18 protein-coding genes are annotated in these 17,132 nt (G+C 38.5%); 11 read left to right on the top strand and 7 right to left on the bottom strand.

Going from position 1 to position 17,132, the window contains the following annotated elements; all coding sequences use genetic code 11:
• Positions 1–100: 100 nt before the first annotated feature.
• On the bottom strand, positions 101–544 hold the full coding sequence (locus WC222_02910) for an NUDIX hydrolase (GenBank protein MFA6915321.1): 444 nt from the start codon (positions 542–544) through the stop codon (positions 101–103).
• An 83-nt stretch (positions 545–627) separates the two neighbouring features.
• Positions 628–1,488, bottom strand: a complete 861-nt coding sequence (locus tag WC222_02905) for a hypothetical protein (GenBank protein ID MFA6915320.1) — start codon at positions 1,486–1,488, stop codon at positions 628–630.
• 459 nt (positions 1,489–1,947) lie between these two features.
• On the opposite strand from WC222_02905, the gene WC222_02900 reads away from it, so the two are divergent.
• The 11 genes from WC222_02900 to WC222_02850 all read left to right on the top strand — a co-directional run bounded on the left by WC222_02900 (position 1,948) and on the right by WC222_02850 (position 13,638).
• The gene (locus WC222_02900; protein MFA6915319.1) at positions 1,948–2,307 is read left to right on the top strand and encodes a helix-turn-helix domain-containing protein; all 360 of its coding nucleotides are present in this window, start codon (positions 1,948–1,950) and stop codon (positions 2,305–2,307) included.
• The gene (locus WC222_02895; GenBank protein MFA6915318.1) at positions 2,294–2,605 is read left to right on the top strand and encodes a HipA N-terminal domain-containing protein; all 312 of its coding nucleotides are present in this window, start codon (positions 2,294–2,296) and stop codon (positions 2,603–2,605) included. The genes WC222_02900 and WC222_02895 overlap by 14 nt, the downstream gene beginning before the upstream one ends.
• Positions 2,602–3,525, top strand: a complete 924-nt coding sequence (locus WC222_02890) for a HipA domain-containing protein (protein ID MFA6915317.1) — start codon at positions 2,602–2,604, stop codon at positions 3,523–3,525. The genes WC222_02895 and WC222_02890 overlap by 4 nt, the downstream gene beginning before the upstream one ends.
• A gap of 364 nt (positions 3,526–3,889) precedes the next feature.
• Complete coding sequence (locus WC222_02885; protein MFA6915316.1) at positions 3,890–4,189, top strand: hypothetical protein; 300 nt, start codon at positions 3,890–3,892, stop codon at positions 4,187–4,189.
• 62 nt (positions 4,190–4,251) lie between these two features.
• Positions 4,252–5,073, top strand: coding sequence for a hypothetical protein (locus WC222_02880; GenBank protein ID MFA6915315.1), 822 nt, complete (start codon positions 4,252–4,254; stop codon positions 5,071–5,073).
• A 412-nt stretch (positions 5,074–5,485) separates the two neighbouring features.
• Positions 5,486–8,995 carry a leucine-rich repeat domain-containing protein gene (locus WC222_02875; protein MFA6915314.1) on the top strand — a complete coding sequence of 1,170 codons (3,510 nt, stop codon included), beginning with the start codon at positions 5,486–5,488 and terminating at the stop codon, positions 8,993–8,995.
• Between the two features lie 188 nt (positions 8,996–9,183).
• On the top strand, positions 9,184–9,636 hold the full coding sequence (locus tag WC222_02870) for a DUF6194 family protein (GenBank protein MFA6915313.1): 453 nt from the start codon (positions 9,184–9,186) through the stop codon (positions 9,634–9,636).
• A gap of 188 nt (positions 9,637–9,824) precedes the next feature.
• Entirely contained in the window at positions 9,825–10,124 is a 300-nt protein-coding gene (gene gatC / locus WC222_02865) for an Asp-tRNA(Asn)/Glu-tRNA(Gln) amidotransferase subunit GatC (GenBank protein ID MFA6915312.1), read from the top strand.
• Positions 10,125–10,127: 3 nt separating this feature from the next.
• Positions 10,128–11,597: an Asp-tRNA(Asn)/Glu-tRNA(Gln) amidotransferase subunit GatA gene (gene gatA, locus WC222_02860; protein ID MFA6915311.1), complete on the top strand. Its 1,470-nt coding sequence runs from the start codon at positions 10,128–10,130 to the stop codon at positions 11,595–11,597.
• 3 nt (positions 11,598–11,600) lie between these two features.
• Positions 11,601–13,058: an Asp-tRNA(Asn)/Glu-tRNA(Gln) amidotransferase subunit GatB gene (gene gatB / locus WC222_02855; GenBank protein MFA6915310.1), complete on the top strand. Its 1,458-nt coding sequence runs from the start codon at positions 11,601–11,603 to the stop codon at positions 13,056–13,058.
• Positions 13,059–13,179: 121 nt separating this feature from the next.
• The gene (locus tag WC222_02850; GenBank protein MFA6915309.1) at positions 13,180–13,638 is read left to right on the top strand and encodes a hypothetical protein; all 459 of its coding nucleotides are present in this window, start codon (positions 13,180–13,182) and stop codon (positions 13,636–13,638) included.
• Here the strand turns inward: WC222_02850 and WC222_02845 are convergent.
• The 5 genes from WC222_02845 to WC222_02825 are packed head-to-tail and all read right to left on the bottom strand — an operon-like array spanning position 13,588 to position 17,105.
• Positions 13,588–14,091 (bottom strand): SycD/LcrH family type III secretion system chaperone, encoded by a 504-nt coding sequence (locus WC222_02845; GenBank protein ID MFA6915308.1) that lies wholly within the window; start codon positions 14,089–14,091, stop codon positions 13,588–13,590. The two genes, WC222_02850 and WC222_02845, sit on opposite strands and share 51 nt — an antisense overlap.
• A gap of 40 nt (positions 14,092–14,131) precedes the next feature.
• Positions 14,132–15,016, bottom strand: a complete 885-nt coding sequence (xerD, locus tag WC222_02840) for a site-specific tyrosine recombinase XerD (protein MFA6915307.1) — start codon at positions 15,014–15,016, stop codon at positions 14,132–14,134.
• A complete protein-coding gene (locus WC222_02835; protein ID MFA6915306.1) occupies positions 15,003–15,506 on the bottom strand; it encodes a hypothetical protein in 504 nt (167 codons plus the stop codon). The genes xerD and WC222_02835 overlap by 14 nt, the downstream gene beginning before the upstream one ends.
• On the bottom strand, positions 15,493–16,470 hold the full coding sequence (locus WC222_02830) for a hypothetical protein (protein MFA6915305.1): 978 nt from the start codon (positions 16,468–16,470) through the stop codon (positions 15,493–15,495). Before WC222_02830 ends, WC222_02835 begins: the two co-directional genes overlap by 14 nt.
• On the bottom strand, positions 16,467–17,105 hold the full coding sequence (locus tag WC222_02825; protein MFA6915304.1) for a tRNA (guanine(46)-N(7))-methyltransferase TrmB: 639 nt from the start codon (positions 17,103–17,105) through the stop codon (positions 16,467–16,469). The genes WC222_02830 and WC222_02825 overlap by 4 nt, the downstream gene beginning before the upstream one ends.
• Positions 17,106–17,132: the final 27 nt, after the last annotated feature.

The raw sequence follows: 17,132 nt of genomic DNA, 5'->3' as shown, positions 1-17,132 counted from the left end.
TCCGGCTTTGGGCATCTTCCTCACATGCTTGTGCGATGGATTTTTCTTAATGGAATGGGCCGTATAAGTTAGCGCTCGCGGTGAACGCTCTCAAACGGGGTTAGCTACTTGCTGCTCCTAGCGCACTTTTAACATCTGTCTCATTTTCTTCTAAGTCTGCTAGTAAGGCTTGGAGGTATTTATCAAGATTTTCCATAGAGTGCAATTCTTTGAGCTCAAACCATCCAAATTCAGTGTGTTCTTCACTCAATCGCAATTCACCTTCTGCCTCACCAATATACGTCAGTCTCACAACATGTTTTTCACTATTAGGAATGATATCCTGAGCACCAACTAAACGTGGATTGTTCTTTAGTCTTAAATTAGTTTCTTCCATCACTTCACGTTCTAAATTATCTATGAGGGTTTTTCCGGGGTCAATACGTCCTCCAGGGATATCCCATTTTTGAAGCACATCTTTATATTTTTCAGCAGAACGGCAAATCAAAAGAAATTTACCTTCATTATTTTTTAATAAGACTTTTACTCCAACTTGTAGATGCATGGTTCTTTCCTCTATCTATGAATGCGCGAAAGCTCGGCTCTTTAAGGCCGAGAAAAGACTAACAAATTGTAAAGTGGAAAACACTAAGTATTTTTTACAACTTCTTCAAAACGTTTTTTTGAACAGAGAAAACGACCTAATGGATCCGGTTTACTCATCTTCTCTTTTTGATCGAGGGGCAAATGATCTAAAAACTGGTCATTGTATGCTAACAGATAACGTTGTTCTTCGAAATAAGCCTGTCCACACAAAGTATGGTCGGTCAACATTTTCAGATGACTCTTGTTGAAATTTGGAATGAGTCGACTAATTTTATTAATAATTGCCATAGAATTTTGAAGAGCCTCTAAATTGCATACATTAAATTTATTGGGGTCACCTCGACTTGTTAATGCTTCTCTTCCTATAATTCCGTAAAGATAATCTGGTGAAAATATCCCTAAAGATTTAATAAACTCCAATATTTCAATAATTGTGTGTGTGTTAGTATTGATTATTGCAGATTCAAGAAAATCATCTAAAGAGAGGTAGTGACTTATCCCTGAAGATTTAATTAATTTATACCGTTCATCAATTTCACTACAATCTTTCTTCCATATTATCCCATTCACATAATCGCATAAACGTTCATCTAACCTATTAGCATCTTTAAGGAACTGTTTTTCTACGGACAAACACCTGTCAAAAACTTTTATGCAGTTCTGGTTACTTGCAATTGTTTCATAGATCTGTTGCAAAGGCTTTATTTTTTCTTTCACTTCTGAAGGTAAATTTTCCAAACCATCTCTTTTATCTCTTAAAATAATATCAATTGCCTGTAATAATATGGGTATCTCATTTTTACTCTTGAACATAGAAAATAATACATTAGATGTTCTAACAATCGTATTTACTTCTTCTTTTACACTGTATAAATTGTCTACAGAAGCAATTAGCATGCCCATAAAATTAACTCCCACTCGTTAATAAAAACTAAATTCATACTCTTATTACCACATAAATCCAGCAAAAACCCATCCCATTTTAGTCAGACATGCAAAGGTCAGTCGTGACTTATCGGCTAATTTAATTTGTCCTTCTTCAATGGTGGGTATTGTATATTTAAAAATTAAAAATTAGTCAATAAATCACGTGTGCCACCTTAAAGAAGACTGAAATTCGCAATTGGAAGTATGCCAAATAATACATCGTTTGTTTTGGAAACACAATTTAGAGAAATACTATTTTCAATTAATGGATACTTGCAAGGAGCTATTCCAATTCAAGGTGTTCATACCAGAGTTCACAAGGATCAATTTGAATATAATCAAAAGAGGTTCTTTTACGTTTTTCTCTATTCTATCCTTATCCATCCAGTAATATTAGAGCCTTGGCAATCATAGTTAGGATAATCCTTTTCTATTTTGAAACGTCTGTTTCACCGTTATAACGGTAATTATGTAAACAAATTAGTAAATTTAGTGACATATATTTTTAAAAGACCTATTTTTACTGATATAGCAGCAAAATATGGTGTTTTATATATGGACGCTTCTCAAATAGCAGCAATTATTCGCTTTCACCGCAAAAAGGGAGGACTAACTCAAATTGAGCTTGGGAATCTTGCTGGAATTGGAAAAACTGTTGTTTTTGACATCGAAAAAGGCAAGTTGACTGTTAGATTAAGCTCACTGTTAAAAGTTATGCATGTATTAAACATCAAAATGGAATTTCAAAGCCAACTAATGCTGTTATTCAAGGAGAAGCTCAATGAAAAAAGCTAAAGTATTTGTGGATGGCATACCGGCAGGAGAACTCCATGAAATTGAGCGTGGAAAAAAATACGTTTTCATCTACTTGAAAAATTATAATGGTCAGTCTGTTTCTCTAGAAATGCCACTGACGAAAGAACTTTATGAATATGATCGATTTCCACCTTTTTTTGAGGGCTTATTACCTGAGGGGATAATGTTGGAAGGCTTATTGAGACAAACAAAGATTGATCGAAAGGACTTAATGTCTCAGCTTATTGCTGTCGGAGGAGACGTTGTGGGAAATGTAACCATTGAGGCATTGAAATGAATCGATGCCCTATCACCTATGAATTATGTGGAGATCAAAAATATTCACCCAGCGGCTTGAAACTATTATCTAGATCTTTGAAGCATTTAAATGATCTCCCTTATACACCGCTTGAGCTTGTTCAAATGGCGGCTCAATTAACTTCAAAGCTATCAATCCAAGGCGTACAACCTAAACTTAGCGTCATTCTTAATATTAAAAATGAAGAATTTGAAATTGTAGAATATGGTGGAAAATACATCATTAAACCGCCACATCAAATATACGCTGATCTACCTCAAAATGAAGACCTTACCATGCGGTTAGCCAAATCGGTAGGTATAGACGTTCCTCTTCATGGTATGGTTTACAATATTGATGGCTCATTAAGTTATTTTATTAAAAGATTTGATAGATCTAACAACAAAAAAATCGCAATTGAAGACTTCTCTCAACTTCTTGGGTATGATAGAGAAACCAAGTACGAAGCGAGCATGGAAAAAGTAGCTTCAGTTATAGAAAAGCATTGCACATTTCCACTCATAGAAAAATTAAAGCTATTTAGACTTGTGATTTTTAGTTTTCTGGTCGGTAACGAAGATATGCATTTGAAAAATTTTTCTTTGATAAGAAAAAATAACTTGGTCGAATTAAGCCCTGGTTACGATCTCATAAACACTACGATTGCTATGAAGACTGTAGAGGAATTAGCCTTACCACTTAAAGGTAAAAAAAGTAATTTTACGAAGGAGATTTTTTTTGTATATTTTGGAATTGATAGGTTAAAACTACCCGAAAAAGTATTGGAAGATGAATTTTTAAAGTATAAATCATCTCAAAATAAATGGTATGAAATAATCAAAAGTAGTTTTTTACCGGACGCTATGCAAAAAAAATATATAAATTTAATTGTTAGCCGATGGCAAAGGCTCGAGGTCTGATTCAGCTTTTATCTCTTGGTATTTTCACAGTGCTGACAGATATCAGTCAAGGATTGTTAGGGATTCTAAAAATGATTTATCTTCACTCCTGGTTCAGACATTTAAGAAAATTCTATGCGGAAATAGTCATGAAAAATTGTCTAAGGGCAGTTTTAAGACCACATCTCTTTTAACAGTATTGATAATGTCATGCTTTGTGGTCATTATAAAGCTTAAACCAATATTTAAATCTTTAAGCAATTTAATCTTTCACATCTAATGTTAATAATTATTTTAATTGCATTTTAAAACGTCTTTCTCCATCTTTTGACGAAAAATCACTTTAACAAAAGGCTAAATATGAATTTTTTTTAGTTACTTTTTTTTGATGATTTGCCTTTCTTTTGGTAATGTCCATTCTTCAGAAGTTGAAAGTGAATATAATGACTCAAGTATCCAAAAGATTATTGCATGTGAAGACGGTATATATTTATCCATTTTAGATAATTGGTTTAAAGTAGATGCACTTCAATCAACTCCTAACGGGATCATTGTACTGCACCAAGGAAACTGGACAACCCTTCATGAATTGAATGGATTTTTTGTATGGACATGTTCAATTTGTGGTTGTAAAAATGTTCAGGAAGCTATGATTTGCAGAAATATTGACAATCACCAAAAATGAAAGTATTACTTTTATTTCTAATATTTTTCACGACCTCTCTAAGGGGAGGTGTGATAAATGACATGTTAGAGAAGATTTCTCCTGAAGAAATTTTTTACATGAAGGAGTTTGTTAAAACAAACTTTAGATGGAATCAAGCAGCTTATACTCTTTATTTTTCAAATAAACCTGTTAGTCTTTCTGTTGGGATAATTGAATGTCCGAACATGTTATTAGAGGATAGACTTTGGTTAAAAGGTTTTAATTACTTTGTAAAGAATAATTTTCATTCAAAAGAATTTTCAGAAAATTTCATTTGTAATTGGTACGAAACTACTAATGAACATTTCACAGTGATTGATTTGTTTATCATAAACAAAAAATCATTAAAACATTGTTTAAAAATAAAATCAAACCTATTTAAGTCCATTCTGGGAGAAGATTTCAATTATGAATCGTTTATTTTACAACTAGAAAACCAGCAACCTCTTGAAAAAATTATCAAACATAGTCAGGTATTATTAGGAGTATTACTAGGCTTTGGGGAAGAAAGTTCAATAGCCTTTGAAAATCATCAAAAGCAAAAATGGGGACATTTCTTTTTACGCACCGATGTTTACGCTGTAATTTCGCCTACACCCCCTATAGATTGCCCATGCGAGCCAATAGCATTTATGGGAAATCCCACCTCTTCCGAAGTATTAGATCTAGTTTCAATCTATAAAAAAGAAATGGAAATCTTCTGGGATATCTATCAAAAAAAAGATCCATTAATATTTTTTCTTGAAGGAATTTGTGAAGCAGATATTGATTACTTACCTATTAGCTTTTATTCAAGATGGAAATCGGGAGTAGAATTTTCTTATTTTGTTATAAACAATCCCCTTTCCGTAAATTTCAAATAACAGCTGAAAATGATTTGTATTTCGGATAACCCTTTATGAAATACGTCTTAGGCAGCAAGAAGTGGCATTCGGTTACCTAGAGCGATGCTATAGGTTAGATTAAGTGAATACATTGAGATGTTATGTAATGTTCATGGCCACAATTCTATTTTGCGAAGCAAACGCGATTTATTGTCGCACTCCTATACTAGGACAGGTTTAGGCATTTATGGCACATCTCTTGCAGATAGATACTGACAGTTTAAATTATTAAGGATTATGAAGGAATTTTCACAAAATTAACACATTAACCTGATCACTATTTTTTATTCCATAGAGTAGGTGCTTTTTTATAATTTTAATAACTTTATAAAAATAAAATTATTAAGTTTATAATAAAGAACAGCTAACGATTAATTAACAGAGGTTAATTATGAGTGGGATAAGTGGGATTTCTAAACAAGTAGACGTATCACTTCCTGTACACTCATCACTCGTATCCACACCTTACACTAGGTCATTTAACTCAGAACAACTAAATACAATAAAAAGCATCTTTCAAAATGTTAATTTGGAATGCAAGGCTTCCAAAAAACTCGAATTGATTAAATTATTAACCCATAATAGCCAATACGCAAAATATATTCTCAAAACTGAACCGCAAACAAGTGGTAACCAAGTTAGCTCTTTGATCAATGATCTGCTACTTCCGGAGATATTATATCCCATCGTGGACCGTCTTACTGAAGAAAGTGAAAAGGATATTTTTGGAAATATTGTGAAATTAAACGATGACCAAGAGAGGCAGCTTCTTTGCCTGGAAGAATATAAAGATCTTGACCAAGCAGACAAAAAACTGATTAAAAAATTAGGCCTCCCCACTTTAGAGGGTGAGGAAGCTGTTGCGATTCTTAAATGTTTATTAGCCAAAACACCCAGGAAACAAATTGTTAATGCTGTCGTTGTAGCAGCAATTAACCGCTATAAAATTCCATTAACGCGACTAGGGTTTGATAAATTAGAAGGTTTGAACGCTACTTTCGGGGAATTTTCTACAGATCTTAAATATTTTTCTTTCGTTTCGGTAAGACGTATAAGTACAGAAAGTATCAAAGACATTCTTAGAAGCTTTCCGAATCTGGAAAGTTTGACTCTTATGAATTGCAACATCACCTCTTCCAATGGTTTGGAGGGTTTGGGTCAGCTTCAGAAGCTACAGGAAGTGATATTAAACAATAATTCTTTAGGGGAATTTCCTCATGAGATATGTACTCTTCCAAACCTAAGAGTATTGGATTTATATAATAACAATATTGAAAGTATTCCTTCTGAAATTCGCAATTTACGCCATTTGGAAAGTCTCAATTTATCATTAAATAAGTTAACTGAACTTCCTGCAGAGCTGTGCCATTTAACAACGCTAAAGACCTTGGAATTGGCATCGAATAAGCTGACCTCGCTACCTGCTAGCTTTGAGGGGTTGTCCCATTTAACAAAGCTTATTTTAACGACCAATAAGTTCCAGCGTATTCCAACGGAAGTCTACGGCCTAAAAAATTTAAAGTGTTTGAATCTTCGCAATAATGAAATCTCAAATACTTACTACAATAGAGCTGTGCATGTAATAAGTAACGTGTTCGCTTTTTTTAAGTTGGAATCCTCGTTGAAAAATGAGATTGAAAACCTTCCAGAATTGGAAGAGTTAGATCTTTCAAAAAACAAACTGACTTATGTTCCTACAGGTATTGGAGGATTAACAAATCTAAGAAAACTCGTTCTTGAAAATAATTTATTGAAGGATGTTCCCAGTGAGGTGGGTAAACTAAATAAACTTGAAAGTCTTTCGCTTTTAGGAAATAAAGAGCTTTCTCTGCTCCCTCCTGAGATGGGGAACTTAGCTTCCTTAAGTGAACTGATTCTTTCACAAACAAGCCTAAACAACTTTCCTGTTGAAATTTTCAAGCTTTCCAACTTGGAAATCCTATGGATGGAATGGTGTGGGCTAAAGGAATTGCCGTCTGAAATAGGAAAACTTCAAGCCCTCAAAAAGCTAAATATTGGAAATAATCAGCTTACATCGCTCCCTAAAGAATTAGGAGAATTAAGGAATCTGACAAGACTTAGGTTGATGAGCAACAAGCTGGAAAGACTTCCGGATGAGTTCCGTCAACTTTCCAAATTAGAAAAAGTATTTCTTCAATACAATCAGTTAAAATCCTTACCGGCAGGTTTAGAGCTGTTAGACAAGGTTAAAATCCTGAATTTATTTGGAAACGCCTTTGAGGAGCTGCCTAAAGAGCTCACGGCTCTTACCGGTTTGGAAAAATTGGAGATGAGCAAAAATAAGATAAAGACAATTCCAATTGAAATAGGAAAGCTGAGCAATCTTCGGGAACTTTATTTGAAATACAATCAAATAGACAAGCTTCCCAATGAAATAGGCTTATTAAATCAATTAGTTATCTTTTCATTGTATGAAAATAATCTTTCATCCTTACCTACTGAGGTGGGCGATTTAACTAAACTTGTAAGTTTTGATTTAGGAAATAATAACTTTGAATTATTTCCTGAAGGATTGTGTAGTCTAAAATCCTTAAAAAGTCTTTATCTAAGTAATTGCGAGCTCAAATCTATCCCTGAAAATATTAGAGAACTACAAACTTTGGAGAGATTGGACTTAAGTGTGAATCTACTAGAATCTTTGCCTGAGGGTCTTGGGTTAATACCCTCTTTAATGACCCTCAACGTCATTGGAAATCAGATAGAGTATATATCTGAAGCAATACTGCGAAACGTGAAGGATTTGAATTGGATATACAATTATAGAATCAGCCCCTCAGCACCTTATAAGGCTCTGAAAATAAGTGTTAACGAGAAAAATATAAACGAAAAGTTTGAGGAAATATTCCTTTTCATCGGTAAAAATATCACATCTGAACACACTGATTTAAATGTTATTTATGAAGATAGTGTCGGGTCTGATATGGGGGGATTGTCTAGAAATTTACTAACTAAAATATTTTCCTTATTTATTGCAAAGTACTTGGAACAGGGCTGGCCTATGTCAACCCACCCTGAGTCAAAGAAAGAGCTATTCACATCTGTGGGCATACTATTGGCCTTTATTTGCAGGATGGATGGAAAATTCCCCATTGGACAAGTTTTCAACAGTGAATTCTTTCACAAGATAGTCAGGGCGCCTCAGGAAATAGTAGAAAAAACTTATGAAGATCTATTACCTAGAGAATTGGGTTTTCTATTAGGTGAGGATTACAAAAAGGATCAGAAAATAGCTTCTTTTATAAACTTTGCTGAAGCGAATTCTGTGGAAGAAGCTCTGATTGAAATTCTCCCATTGGAAGAAAAGTATGCTATTCTTGGGTGTGACATTCCGGGACTGGATCCAGAGGGAAAGATAACTAAAAATAATTTGCAAATGCTTCAGAAGTTTTTCACAGAAGAACTTAGAAACGATTATAAATTCAGGGCTATGCCGATGTATTCTTTGCTCTGCGGGTTCTCTAAATTGCATCCTGTGTGGGCAAATCGCTTTATCATTGAACCTATGCAGGAACGTGTCCAAGGGAAGTTTTCCAACAAGGAAGTCGCTCAAAACTTAGCCCTTGCCGGCTGGGGTGAAGTGGCTAATGACGCCGACAGAGCAATGGCAAATGACTATTTAGGTTGGGTAATAGAATGGGTTATGGAAGTTTCGGACGCTAAAGTTAAGGCGTTATTAGTGTATGCCACAGGATCTGAGGCTTTAAGCTATAATGAAAATGGAGAACTTAAAAAGATAGTCATTGTATTGAAACCTTTTGAAGAATCCTCTGGTGCACATACATGCTCAAACCAGTTAGAATTGCCTAAGATGCTTAATAAAAACGAGGTTTACAATGAGTTGGAGGTGATGATCAAGATTGGAGGCTTTAGTATGTCCTAGTTACCCATAGTTATTAAGGGGTTATTCCTTGATTTTCATATGAGCTTATCTAATTCATATTGGGATGATAAAACTTTGCATATCCCCTTTTATTTTGATTGAGAAATCGCTGATAGATTATCCTAATAAATTGCCTGAAAGTGTGCTTTAGGTTTATCAAAAAAACATTGTTAATTAGTGTTCTCGCTATGGATACAATAAGCCCTTCTTTTATTTCCAATTATCTACTAACCAATTTTGCTGATATCGTAGTAATAAATTCATGGGGTGAAACAAGCTTTTTTTACAATCCAGGCAATCTAAGTCCTCGAGGAACCTATTTCTGTACTATCAAAGATCATGACGGAGAAAATGATAAGGCGTCAGCTTTACATCGTGACAATTTCTTCCGATTAAATTTTGGAATTTCTAAGCTCTCTTTTTTAGAACTATTTAAATCCATACCCAAGCGGCCTCCGAAAGGAGGAATAATCACTGGAACCTATGATTTTACTGAACCGGATACTTTATACCCCCATCCAGTATATGGTTGGATGTGTTGGGTTGCGATAACTAACCCTTCAGAAAGGTCTTTTAAAGAACTTGAGGGCTTATTATTGGAAAGTTATCAGTTAGTATTGCATAAACATCAGAAAAAATAAGGGTCATCGTGGGGAGAAGCTCCTCGAATGCAGTCAATTCTTGAGGAATAATCTGCCCTATCTTTATAGCAACAACGTCGTAAAAGGCACAAAAAACACAAACGTTGAAATTGCAAGTGCCCCATTGCAAACTATAGATTTGTCGTATAGAATCGATGGATAAATCGTTGCAAAGGAATGTTTTAGCTATGGCTAAACTTAATCATGAAACTATCCAATTCCTCTCCAAACTCTGCCGTATCGAATGCACAGAAGAGGAAGAGGAAAACCTACTAAAAGACTTAGAGAAAATATTAAACTATTTTGAGACTCTTCAAGTCATTGATACCGAAGGCGTTCCGCCCTGTAACCACGTTTTAGAAGATGTCGCGAATGCCTTCCGTGAAGACGAAGTCGGCGCAACTCTACCGCGTGAAGTTTTCCTAAGCAATGCCCCTTCCCATACAGGCGGCATGATCAAAGTACCTACAGTGATAAAAGGGCGGTAATACATGGCAGCACTTCACCTACTCACAGCCCGCGATCTTAGAAAAAAGTTTCTCAGCGGCGAAGTTTCAGCGGAAGAGATCGTTAAAACTTTCCTTAATCGTATTGATACATTAGATGGCCAGATCGGTGCGTTCCTTGCTGTTTTCCATCAGTCTGCCCTAGCAGCTGCAAGACGCCTGGATGCAAAGAAAGCTAATGGCGAACCGCTAGGCAAACTTGCCGGCATCCCCATCGCCCTAAAAGATAATATCCATTTCCAAGGGGAAATCACCACCTGCGGATCTAAATTCCTGACTAACTACAAAGCCCCCTTCCACGCCACAGCGACAGAGTTATTGCTGCAAGAAGACGCCATCATCATCGGCAAGACAAACTGCGATGAATTTGCGATGGGATCTTCATGCGAGAACTCCGCTTTGCAAGTGACACGCAACCCTTGGGACTTGAACCGTGTACCTGGAGGTTCTTCAGGTGGTTCTGCTGCGGCTGTTGCAGCTCGCCTCTGCCCAATAGCTCTGGGCAGCGACACCGGCGGCTCCATTCGTCAACCTGCAGGCTTGTGCGGCTTAGTCGGTTTTAAACCTACTTATGGACGTGTCTCACGTTACGGTCTTGTTGCTTACGCCTCTTCTCTAGACCAGATCGGTCCTTTTGCTGCAAATGTTGAAGACGCGGCTTTAGTGATGGAAGTCATCGGCAAGCAATGCGAAAAAGACTCTACCAGCTTGCCTGCTCCGTCTGAAGACTATCTAAGCACATTTTCTGATGATATCGCAGGATGGAAGATCGGTGTGCCTTGGGAATTCCTAGACGGTTTGCGTGCGGATGTGAAAGAAAACTTCCAGGCGTCCCTTGAAGTACTGAAACAAAAAGGTGCTGAGCTTGTCGACGTAGACCTCTCCATTCTAAAACATGCTTTGCCTGTTTATTATATCCTCGCTACTGCAGAAGCTTCCACCAACTTGGCACGCTTTGACGGCATCCGCTACGGCAACCGTTCACCTCGCGCTAAGACGCTGGATGAAGTCTACGATATGTCCAAAGAAGACGGGTTCGGTGCTGAAGTGAAACGCCGTATCATGCTGGGAACGTATGTCCTCTCCTCCGGCTATCAAGATGCTTATTACAAGAAGGCTCAGAAAGTCAGAACGTTGATGCTCCGCCGCTACAAGGAAATCTTCCGCACTTGCCAACTAGTAGCTACCCCTGTCTCCCCTACAGAAGCCTTTGGCATCGGCGCTATTAAAGATCCTTTGGAGATGTACCTAGCAGACATCTACACTATCCCGATCAACTTATGCGGACTACCTTCTGTCAGCGTCCCCTGCGGATTCACATCCAACAACCTACCGTTAGGACTGCAGCTGACCGGACCGCAAAAGCACGACCGTAACGTATTGCAAGCTGCTCATGTTTTCGATGCAGCTACCAAATATTCAAGTCATCTGCCCCCACTCGTTAAGCAAGGTTAAGATATGTCGCATCATCAAGATTGGGAAATAGTTATCGGACTAGAGATCCATGCCGAGTTGAATACTAAAAGTAAACTCTTCAGTGTAGCGCCCAACCGCTTTGGCGATGAGCCTAACACTAACATTACTGAAGTGTGCACCGGACAACCGGGTGCCCTGCCGGTGCTTAACAAAGAAGCCGTCCGCAAAGCGGTACAATTTGGCTGCGCTATCAACGCCCATATCGCCAAATTCAGCAAATTCGACCGTAAATCCTACTTCTATCCTGATAGCCCGCGTAACTTCCAGATCACTCAGTTTGATCAGCCTATCGTCATCGGCGGAACTGTCGTGGCTGAGGTGGACGGTGTGGAGAAGCATTTTGCCGTTAATAGGGTACATATAGAAGACGACGCCGGAATGCTCAAGCATTTCTCCAATTTCGCCGGGGTCGACTACAACCGTGCTGGCGTGCCTTTGGTAGAGATTGTCTCCGAACCTTGCATTCATACTCCGCATGAAGCTGTTGCTTATGCGATGGCTGTACGGGCGATATTAATGTACATCGATGCCTCTGACTGTAACATGGAAGAAGGATCTTTGCGTATGGACGCCAACATCTCTGTCCGTAAGCGTGGAGAGAAGGAATTACGCAATAAGATCGAAATAAAGAACATGAACAGCTTCTCCAATATGGAGTTAGCTCTTTATGCCGAGTCTGCACGTCAAATCCGTGCCTATGAAAACCATCCTGAAATTCCTCATCACGAGATCATCACACAAGCGACCTATCGCTGGGATCCTGAAAAGAAAGAAACTGTGATGATGCGTCGCAAGGAACAGGCAGACGATTACCGTTATTTCCCAGAGCCTGATCTCGTTCCGATAATCCTGACCGATGAATACATTGAAGAGATTCGCCAAGCTCTACCTGAGCTGCCTTTACAACGTGAAAGACGTTATGTCAACGACTTAGGCCTTTCACCGGACAGCTCGTTCATTATCGTCAGCGACAAGCCTGCATGCGAATATTTTGAAAAAGCCTTGAAGGAATGCGGCAACGCACGCAGTTTGTGCAACTGGATTATTGTTGAATTTGCCGGTAGATATAAAGACACAGGCACTTCATTGATAACTTCAGGCATCCTCCCGGAACATGTCGGTCATTTGGTCAACATGATAGATAACGGCACCATCACCGGTAAAATCGCTAAGGCTGTTGCAGATGACATGGTAGCGAATCCCGGTAAGGATAGCCGTACGATTGTCTCAGAAAATCCTGATTACCGCCCCGTAGGCGATAGAGCATCCTTAGAAGCTTTGATCACAGAGGTATTGAGTGAGAACGGGCAATCTGTGGTAGACTATAAGGAAGGTAAGGCGCGAGCTTTTGGCTTTTTGGTAGGCCAAGTCATGAAAAAAACCAATGGTAAAGCCAACCCTGCAATTGTCAATGAGTTGCTAATGGAAAAGTTAGGTTAATATAAATGCCCTAGTTTACTTTGTACTAGGGCATTTTTCTATTCCTTTTTCTTAATCAAATCTTTAAAAATTTGTTTTATTATTTACTGTTATTTCTATTATTGGATGAAACTCTATGTGTATGGAATTATTTCAACAAGCAGGCCAAGTACTTAAGTCAGAATGGCAGTCTATCCAAACTAATTATGAAAACTGTGTTGCAAACTATAATAATTCCAGATTCTATGAAAAAGGACCGTTAATCCTCTTAGAAATAGGGCTTTTTACTCTTTCCCCGTCCTCATATATTATTGGTAAAGCTGTTGCTATTTGCACAGCACAATGGGCTTCAAGCACCATAGAAAAAATTCATCAAAAAATTCCACCTAGCTTCAACGCGCTATCTAATACAGCAAAAAACTTATCTTATATTGGATTGGCAGGGCTTACTATCGTTGTATTTCCTAAACATCTTCTCCTTAAACTGGCGAGCTTTGCGACGGGGGTTTATTATTTCCAACGTCCAAAAGAAGTACCTACAGTTTCACTTTTACGCTTGCCGGCGCAGCAAACTAGCTTTGGCGGTTCGAGACTGTTCTAAGATCTCTGCAAACTTAGGCTGATCTTCAGAGTATTCTATTGCCATCTCTATGGCTTCTAATGCTGCTTTATGGTCATGGATAGCAAATAAGCATTTTGCTAAATAGAAATATGGGATGGGGTTCTCAATTTCCCTTACTGCTGCTAGTTCATAAGCAATTATTGCGGCTTCGTAATGCTGGGTCATTTGTAAGGACATGCCTAACCCTATCCATATGTCGAAATTAGTGTTATCTAAAAATGAAAGGAAAAAAAAGGCGTAGGCAGCATCTTGATAGTGTTCTTTTTTAAAAAGTTCTAACGCATGTCGATACATGATCGCTAGATCTTCAGGATCGAGCTTTAATTGTTCTGCTACCTGCTTTTCGCTTAATAGCTCTCTGAGGACTACATCCGGATTGAGGATGTGTTCCAATTGTTCTTTAGATATATCTAAAAGGGGCTTACTTTCCATCCAACTTATCCAATAAATATTTTATTGGTAGGGTATCGGACTAGTTCCTTGGATGGCAAGCAAAAAATTTTTCTTGGAGTTTCTTCCTGCTAACATGCATATATTTATCTGTACTTCCGATATGTGAATGGCCCATCATTTCTTGAATTACCCTAAGGTCTGCGCCATTATCGAGTAAGTGGGTAGCAAATGCATGCCTAAGTGTGTGAGGAGAAATATTTTTTCGTATATTCGCTTTCTTTGCATAGTCCTTGATTCTATTCCAGACAGTCACACGGTCCATCCTGTTGCCTGTCGTATTGATAAATAATGGATCGGACTCTTTTTCACATTTGCCTCTAAAATGGGCAAGATAGTAGTCCACAGCTTGGATGGCTTTTTTTCCGATCGGAATAATCCTCTCCTTCCCTCCTTTTCCAAATACACGTACAAATTCATCATCGACATCATATAAATTTAAGGAGCAGAGTTCAGAGACCCTTAATCCGCAACCATACATAACTTCGATGAGGGCTTTGTCACAGGCTCCTCGCGCTGTCTTTGTATCTGGCTGGGATAGCAAGGATTCAACTTCTTTATACGATAAGACTTGTGGTAGAAGCTGCGAGATTTTAGGGCTCTCTAAATTAGCTGCGATATTCTTCTCGATATATTTTTCACGATGAAGAAAACGGAAGAAGACTTTCAAGGCAAACAATCCCCTGGAAATAGATGAGGAAGCGTAATTTAATGCTTTGAGCTGGCTCAAAAAGTTGATGATGTCTTCAGCATTAATTTCTTTGAGGTCATTTTTTTTTAGGAATATCGTGAATGAATCGACATCGCTTAAATAGGCATCAATCGTATTGACTGAGAGGCCTTTTTCAGCTGCAAGATATCTTCTAAAGTCTTCTATCTGAATGTGGAAAGGGTTATTTTTTTCCATCTATCCCCAGCTGCTGAGCAACTAAGGTCAAATCAATCTTATCTAATGCCACTTTTGGCACATGCAGCATCTCGCCTGTCTCCAAATATTCGTACAACAGCGTTGCAACCTTGGTTCCTTCCCAAATTTCTTTGCGAAGGACAATTTGCTTGCGTCTCTCAAGGTATAAAGCTAAAACGAAGGCCTGATTTTTTTCTTCAGGATCCTCGCTTTGGGTAAAGGTACGTAATAGTTCAAGGGCTTTCTCGCAGCGGGCAGCTTCATTGACAAAGGCTGTAGCCGAAGGGGGAATTTTCCCTTGCCATGCTACATCACACTCTGCGCCGGACGTACGGCAAGCAGTGCAGTGGTCCTGCCGGGTAACGGTGCCGTCTAGTTGTTCTAATATTGAGGAATAATAGGTCTGTTCAGGGTTAAAAAGCTGATGGCAGCCTACGCAGCGGGCATTGCGCCGGGGGATAAAGTAAGGTTGATATTCACGTCGTGACATAAGCATTCATAAAGTTGGCAAAGGTTTCTTCGTTAGGAAGCCCCAGCGGCTCTCCTACAGTAACCACTAGCCCCCCTGCAGCACAAAAACCGGCCAATTGCCGTTTTCCTTGCGGAGAGATATGGTGACTGATTGCGATGATAGTATCTAATCCTTGCCAATTCAATGCTATTCTTTCATCCGGGATAGGACGGTAGCTAATATTTGCTTTTTTTAAAGCTTCCACTACAGATTTTTGGTGCTGAAGCTCCTGCGGTCCGATCATTCCTGCTGGAGGTAAACACCAACCTGTTATTATAGAATTCTGGTAGCGGAGATCTAATTTACTTTCTGCACAGTAGCCTTGCAGTGGGATGCCTGCATCCCAAACCAGGTCAGCTAATATTTCGGGCTGAGGACATTTCCAAAATACATGCAGATTTTCAAAGCGGGCGGCATTTGCTAAATGATAGAATTCTACTTCATCCACAAATCCTGAACCGTCAATTTGAACAAACCATTCTAACCGCTGGGATACGCCGGAGGTCAAAATTTCAATGAAATCATTCAGGATTTTACACGCATAATGGTGCAGCAAATAATAATCATTCAGATCATGGGCAGGGTCTACATATTCGCGCCAAGCTTTAAAATTATCATTTTGCTGGCAGTCCCAAGGGAAATTTAATATATCCTCAAGCTTTCCTGAGAAAAGAAGAACTCCTAATGTCTGGGAATGGTATTGCTCCGGAATAGTTTCGCAAAAATTCAACAGTTCTTTTTCAATCTCGTCAAACTGTTCCTTATCGGATAAGGGCTTGAGAAATTGATCAAAAAGCTTAAAATCTTTTTTCCATAATATTGCAGCAGAATCCCCTACAGGTTGCTCAGCTTCTTGAAGCACAACGAGATTGCCATCTGTTGTCCCTTCAGGGAAATAGGGATTTTCGTTCCATACAAACTGAGGAGCTTCAAAGAATATCATAGAACTGATGATTGTTTTTGGTATCGGTGATAATGGATGGTCAGTCCTTGCTCACGCCAAAGATTCTCAAAAAATGAAGTACCGTAGCCTGGCAGCTCCTGTACAAAGTAGGGCTCTGGATAGAGGGATTTAAAATCTTTGTGTGCAAGGGTATGCTTAAGTATCCATTGAGAATAGCCTACATCATCTGTCACTATCGTCAATTCGCTTTCAGGCTTTAGGATCCTATTCAACTCGTCTAGGAATTTCGGTTCTACTAGGCGATGTTTCTCGTGATGGCGCTTAGGCCAAGGATCTGGAAAATTGATAAATGCACCTGCAAGACAAGCATTGGAAAGGTACTTCTGCGAAAAGAAAAGCGCTTCACCATAAACAGCTATTAGGTTGGGCAACTGGAAATTTTGGATTTTAGCCCAGATACGTTTGACGCGATCAAAGCGTTTGTCCAGGGCAATCCAATTAATGTGCGGATTTTCAATAGCTTTCTGTGCAATCCAGGCACCATTGCCGCTGCAGTACTCAATCATGACAGGGTTGGCATTGCCGAACATGTCAGGTGATTCCCATCCTTGGAAGTCAAATGCAGAATAGTCTGCCACTCCGCTTTCAGGGACATACCAAACGCGTTCTTGCATGAAGACGCGCTTGTTTTCGGGATTATG

It is taken from the genome of Parachlamydiales bacterium (genome assembly GCA_041671045.1).
In the GTDB taxonomy this organism is placed as follows: Bacteria; Chlamydiota; Chlamydiia; order Chlamydiales; family JABDDJ01; genus JABDDJ01.
Note: the sequence above shows the minus strand (reverse complement) of the source record. Positions and strands in the feature narration are given on the sequence as shown.

Excerpts from the sequence above, each read along its gene's own strand:
- WC222_02845 (MFA6915308.1), bottom strand. The coding sequence starts at position 14,091 with ATGGAAAGTAAGCCCCTTTTAGATATATCTAAAGAACAATTGGAACAC.
- gatA (MFA6915311.1), top strand. The coding sequence starts at position 10,128 with ATGGCAGCACTTCACCTACTCACAGCCCGCGATCTTAGAAAAAAGTTT.
- gatC (MFA6915312.1), top strand. The coding sequence starts at position 9,825 with ATGGCTAAACTTAATCATGAAACTATCCAATTCCTCTCCAAACTCTGC.
- WC222_02825 (MFA6915304.1), bottom strand. The coding sequence starts at position 17,105 with ATGCAAGAACGCGTTTGGTATGTCCCTGAAAGCGGAGTGGCAGACTAT.
- WC222_02870 (MFA6915313.1), top strand. The coding sequence starts at position 9,184 with ATGGATACAATAAGCCCTTCTTTTATTTCCAATTATCTACTAACCAAT.
- WC222_02850 (MFA6915309.1), top strand. The coding sequence starts at position 13,180 with ATGGAATTATTTCAACAAGCAGGCCAAGTACTTAAGTCAGAATGGCAG.
- WC222_02875 (MFA6915314.1), top strand. The coding sequence starts at position 5,486 with ATGAGTGGGATAAGTGGGATTTCTAAACAAGTAGACGTATCACTTCCT.
- WC222_02835 (MFA6915306.1), bottom strand. The coding sequence starts at position 15,506 with ATGTCACGACGTGAATATCAACCTTACTTTATCCCCCGGCGCAATGCC.
- WC222_02905 (MFA6915320.1), bottom strand. The coding sequence starts at position 1,488 with ATGGGCATGCTAATTGCTTCTGTAGACAATTTATACAGTGTAAAAGAA.
- gatB (MFA6915310.1), top strand. The coding sequence starts at position 11,601 with ATGTCGCATCATCAAGATTGGGAAATAGTTATCGGACTAGAGATCCAT.
- WC222_02910 (MFA6915321.1), bottom strand. The coding sequence starts at position 544 with ATGCATCTACAAGTTGGAGTAAAAGTCTTATTAAAAAATAATGAAGGT.
- WC222_02895 (MFA6915318.1), top strand. The coding sequence starts at position 2,294 with ATGAAAAAAGCTAAAGTATTTGTGGATGGCATACCGGCAGGAGAACTC.
- WC222_02830 (MFA6915305.1), bottom strand. The coding sequence starts at position 16,470 with ATGATATTCTTTGAAGCTCCTCAGTTTGTATGGAACGAAAATCCCTAT.
- WC222_02880 (MFA6915315.1), top strand. The coding sequence starts at position 4,252 with ATGTTAGAGAAGATTTCTCCTGAAGAAATTTTTTACATGAAGGAGTTT.
- WC222_02890 (MFA6915317.1), top strand. The coding sequence starts at position 2,602 with ATGAATCGATGCCCTATCACCTATGAATTATGTGGAGATCAAAAATAT.
- xerD (MFA6915307.1), bottom strand. The coding sequence starts at position 15,016 with ATGGAAAAAAATAACCCTTTCCACATTCAGATAGAAGACTTTAGAAGA.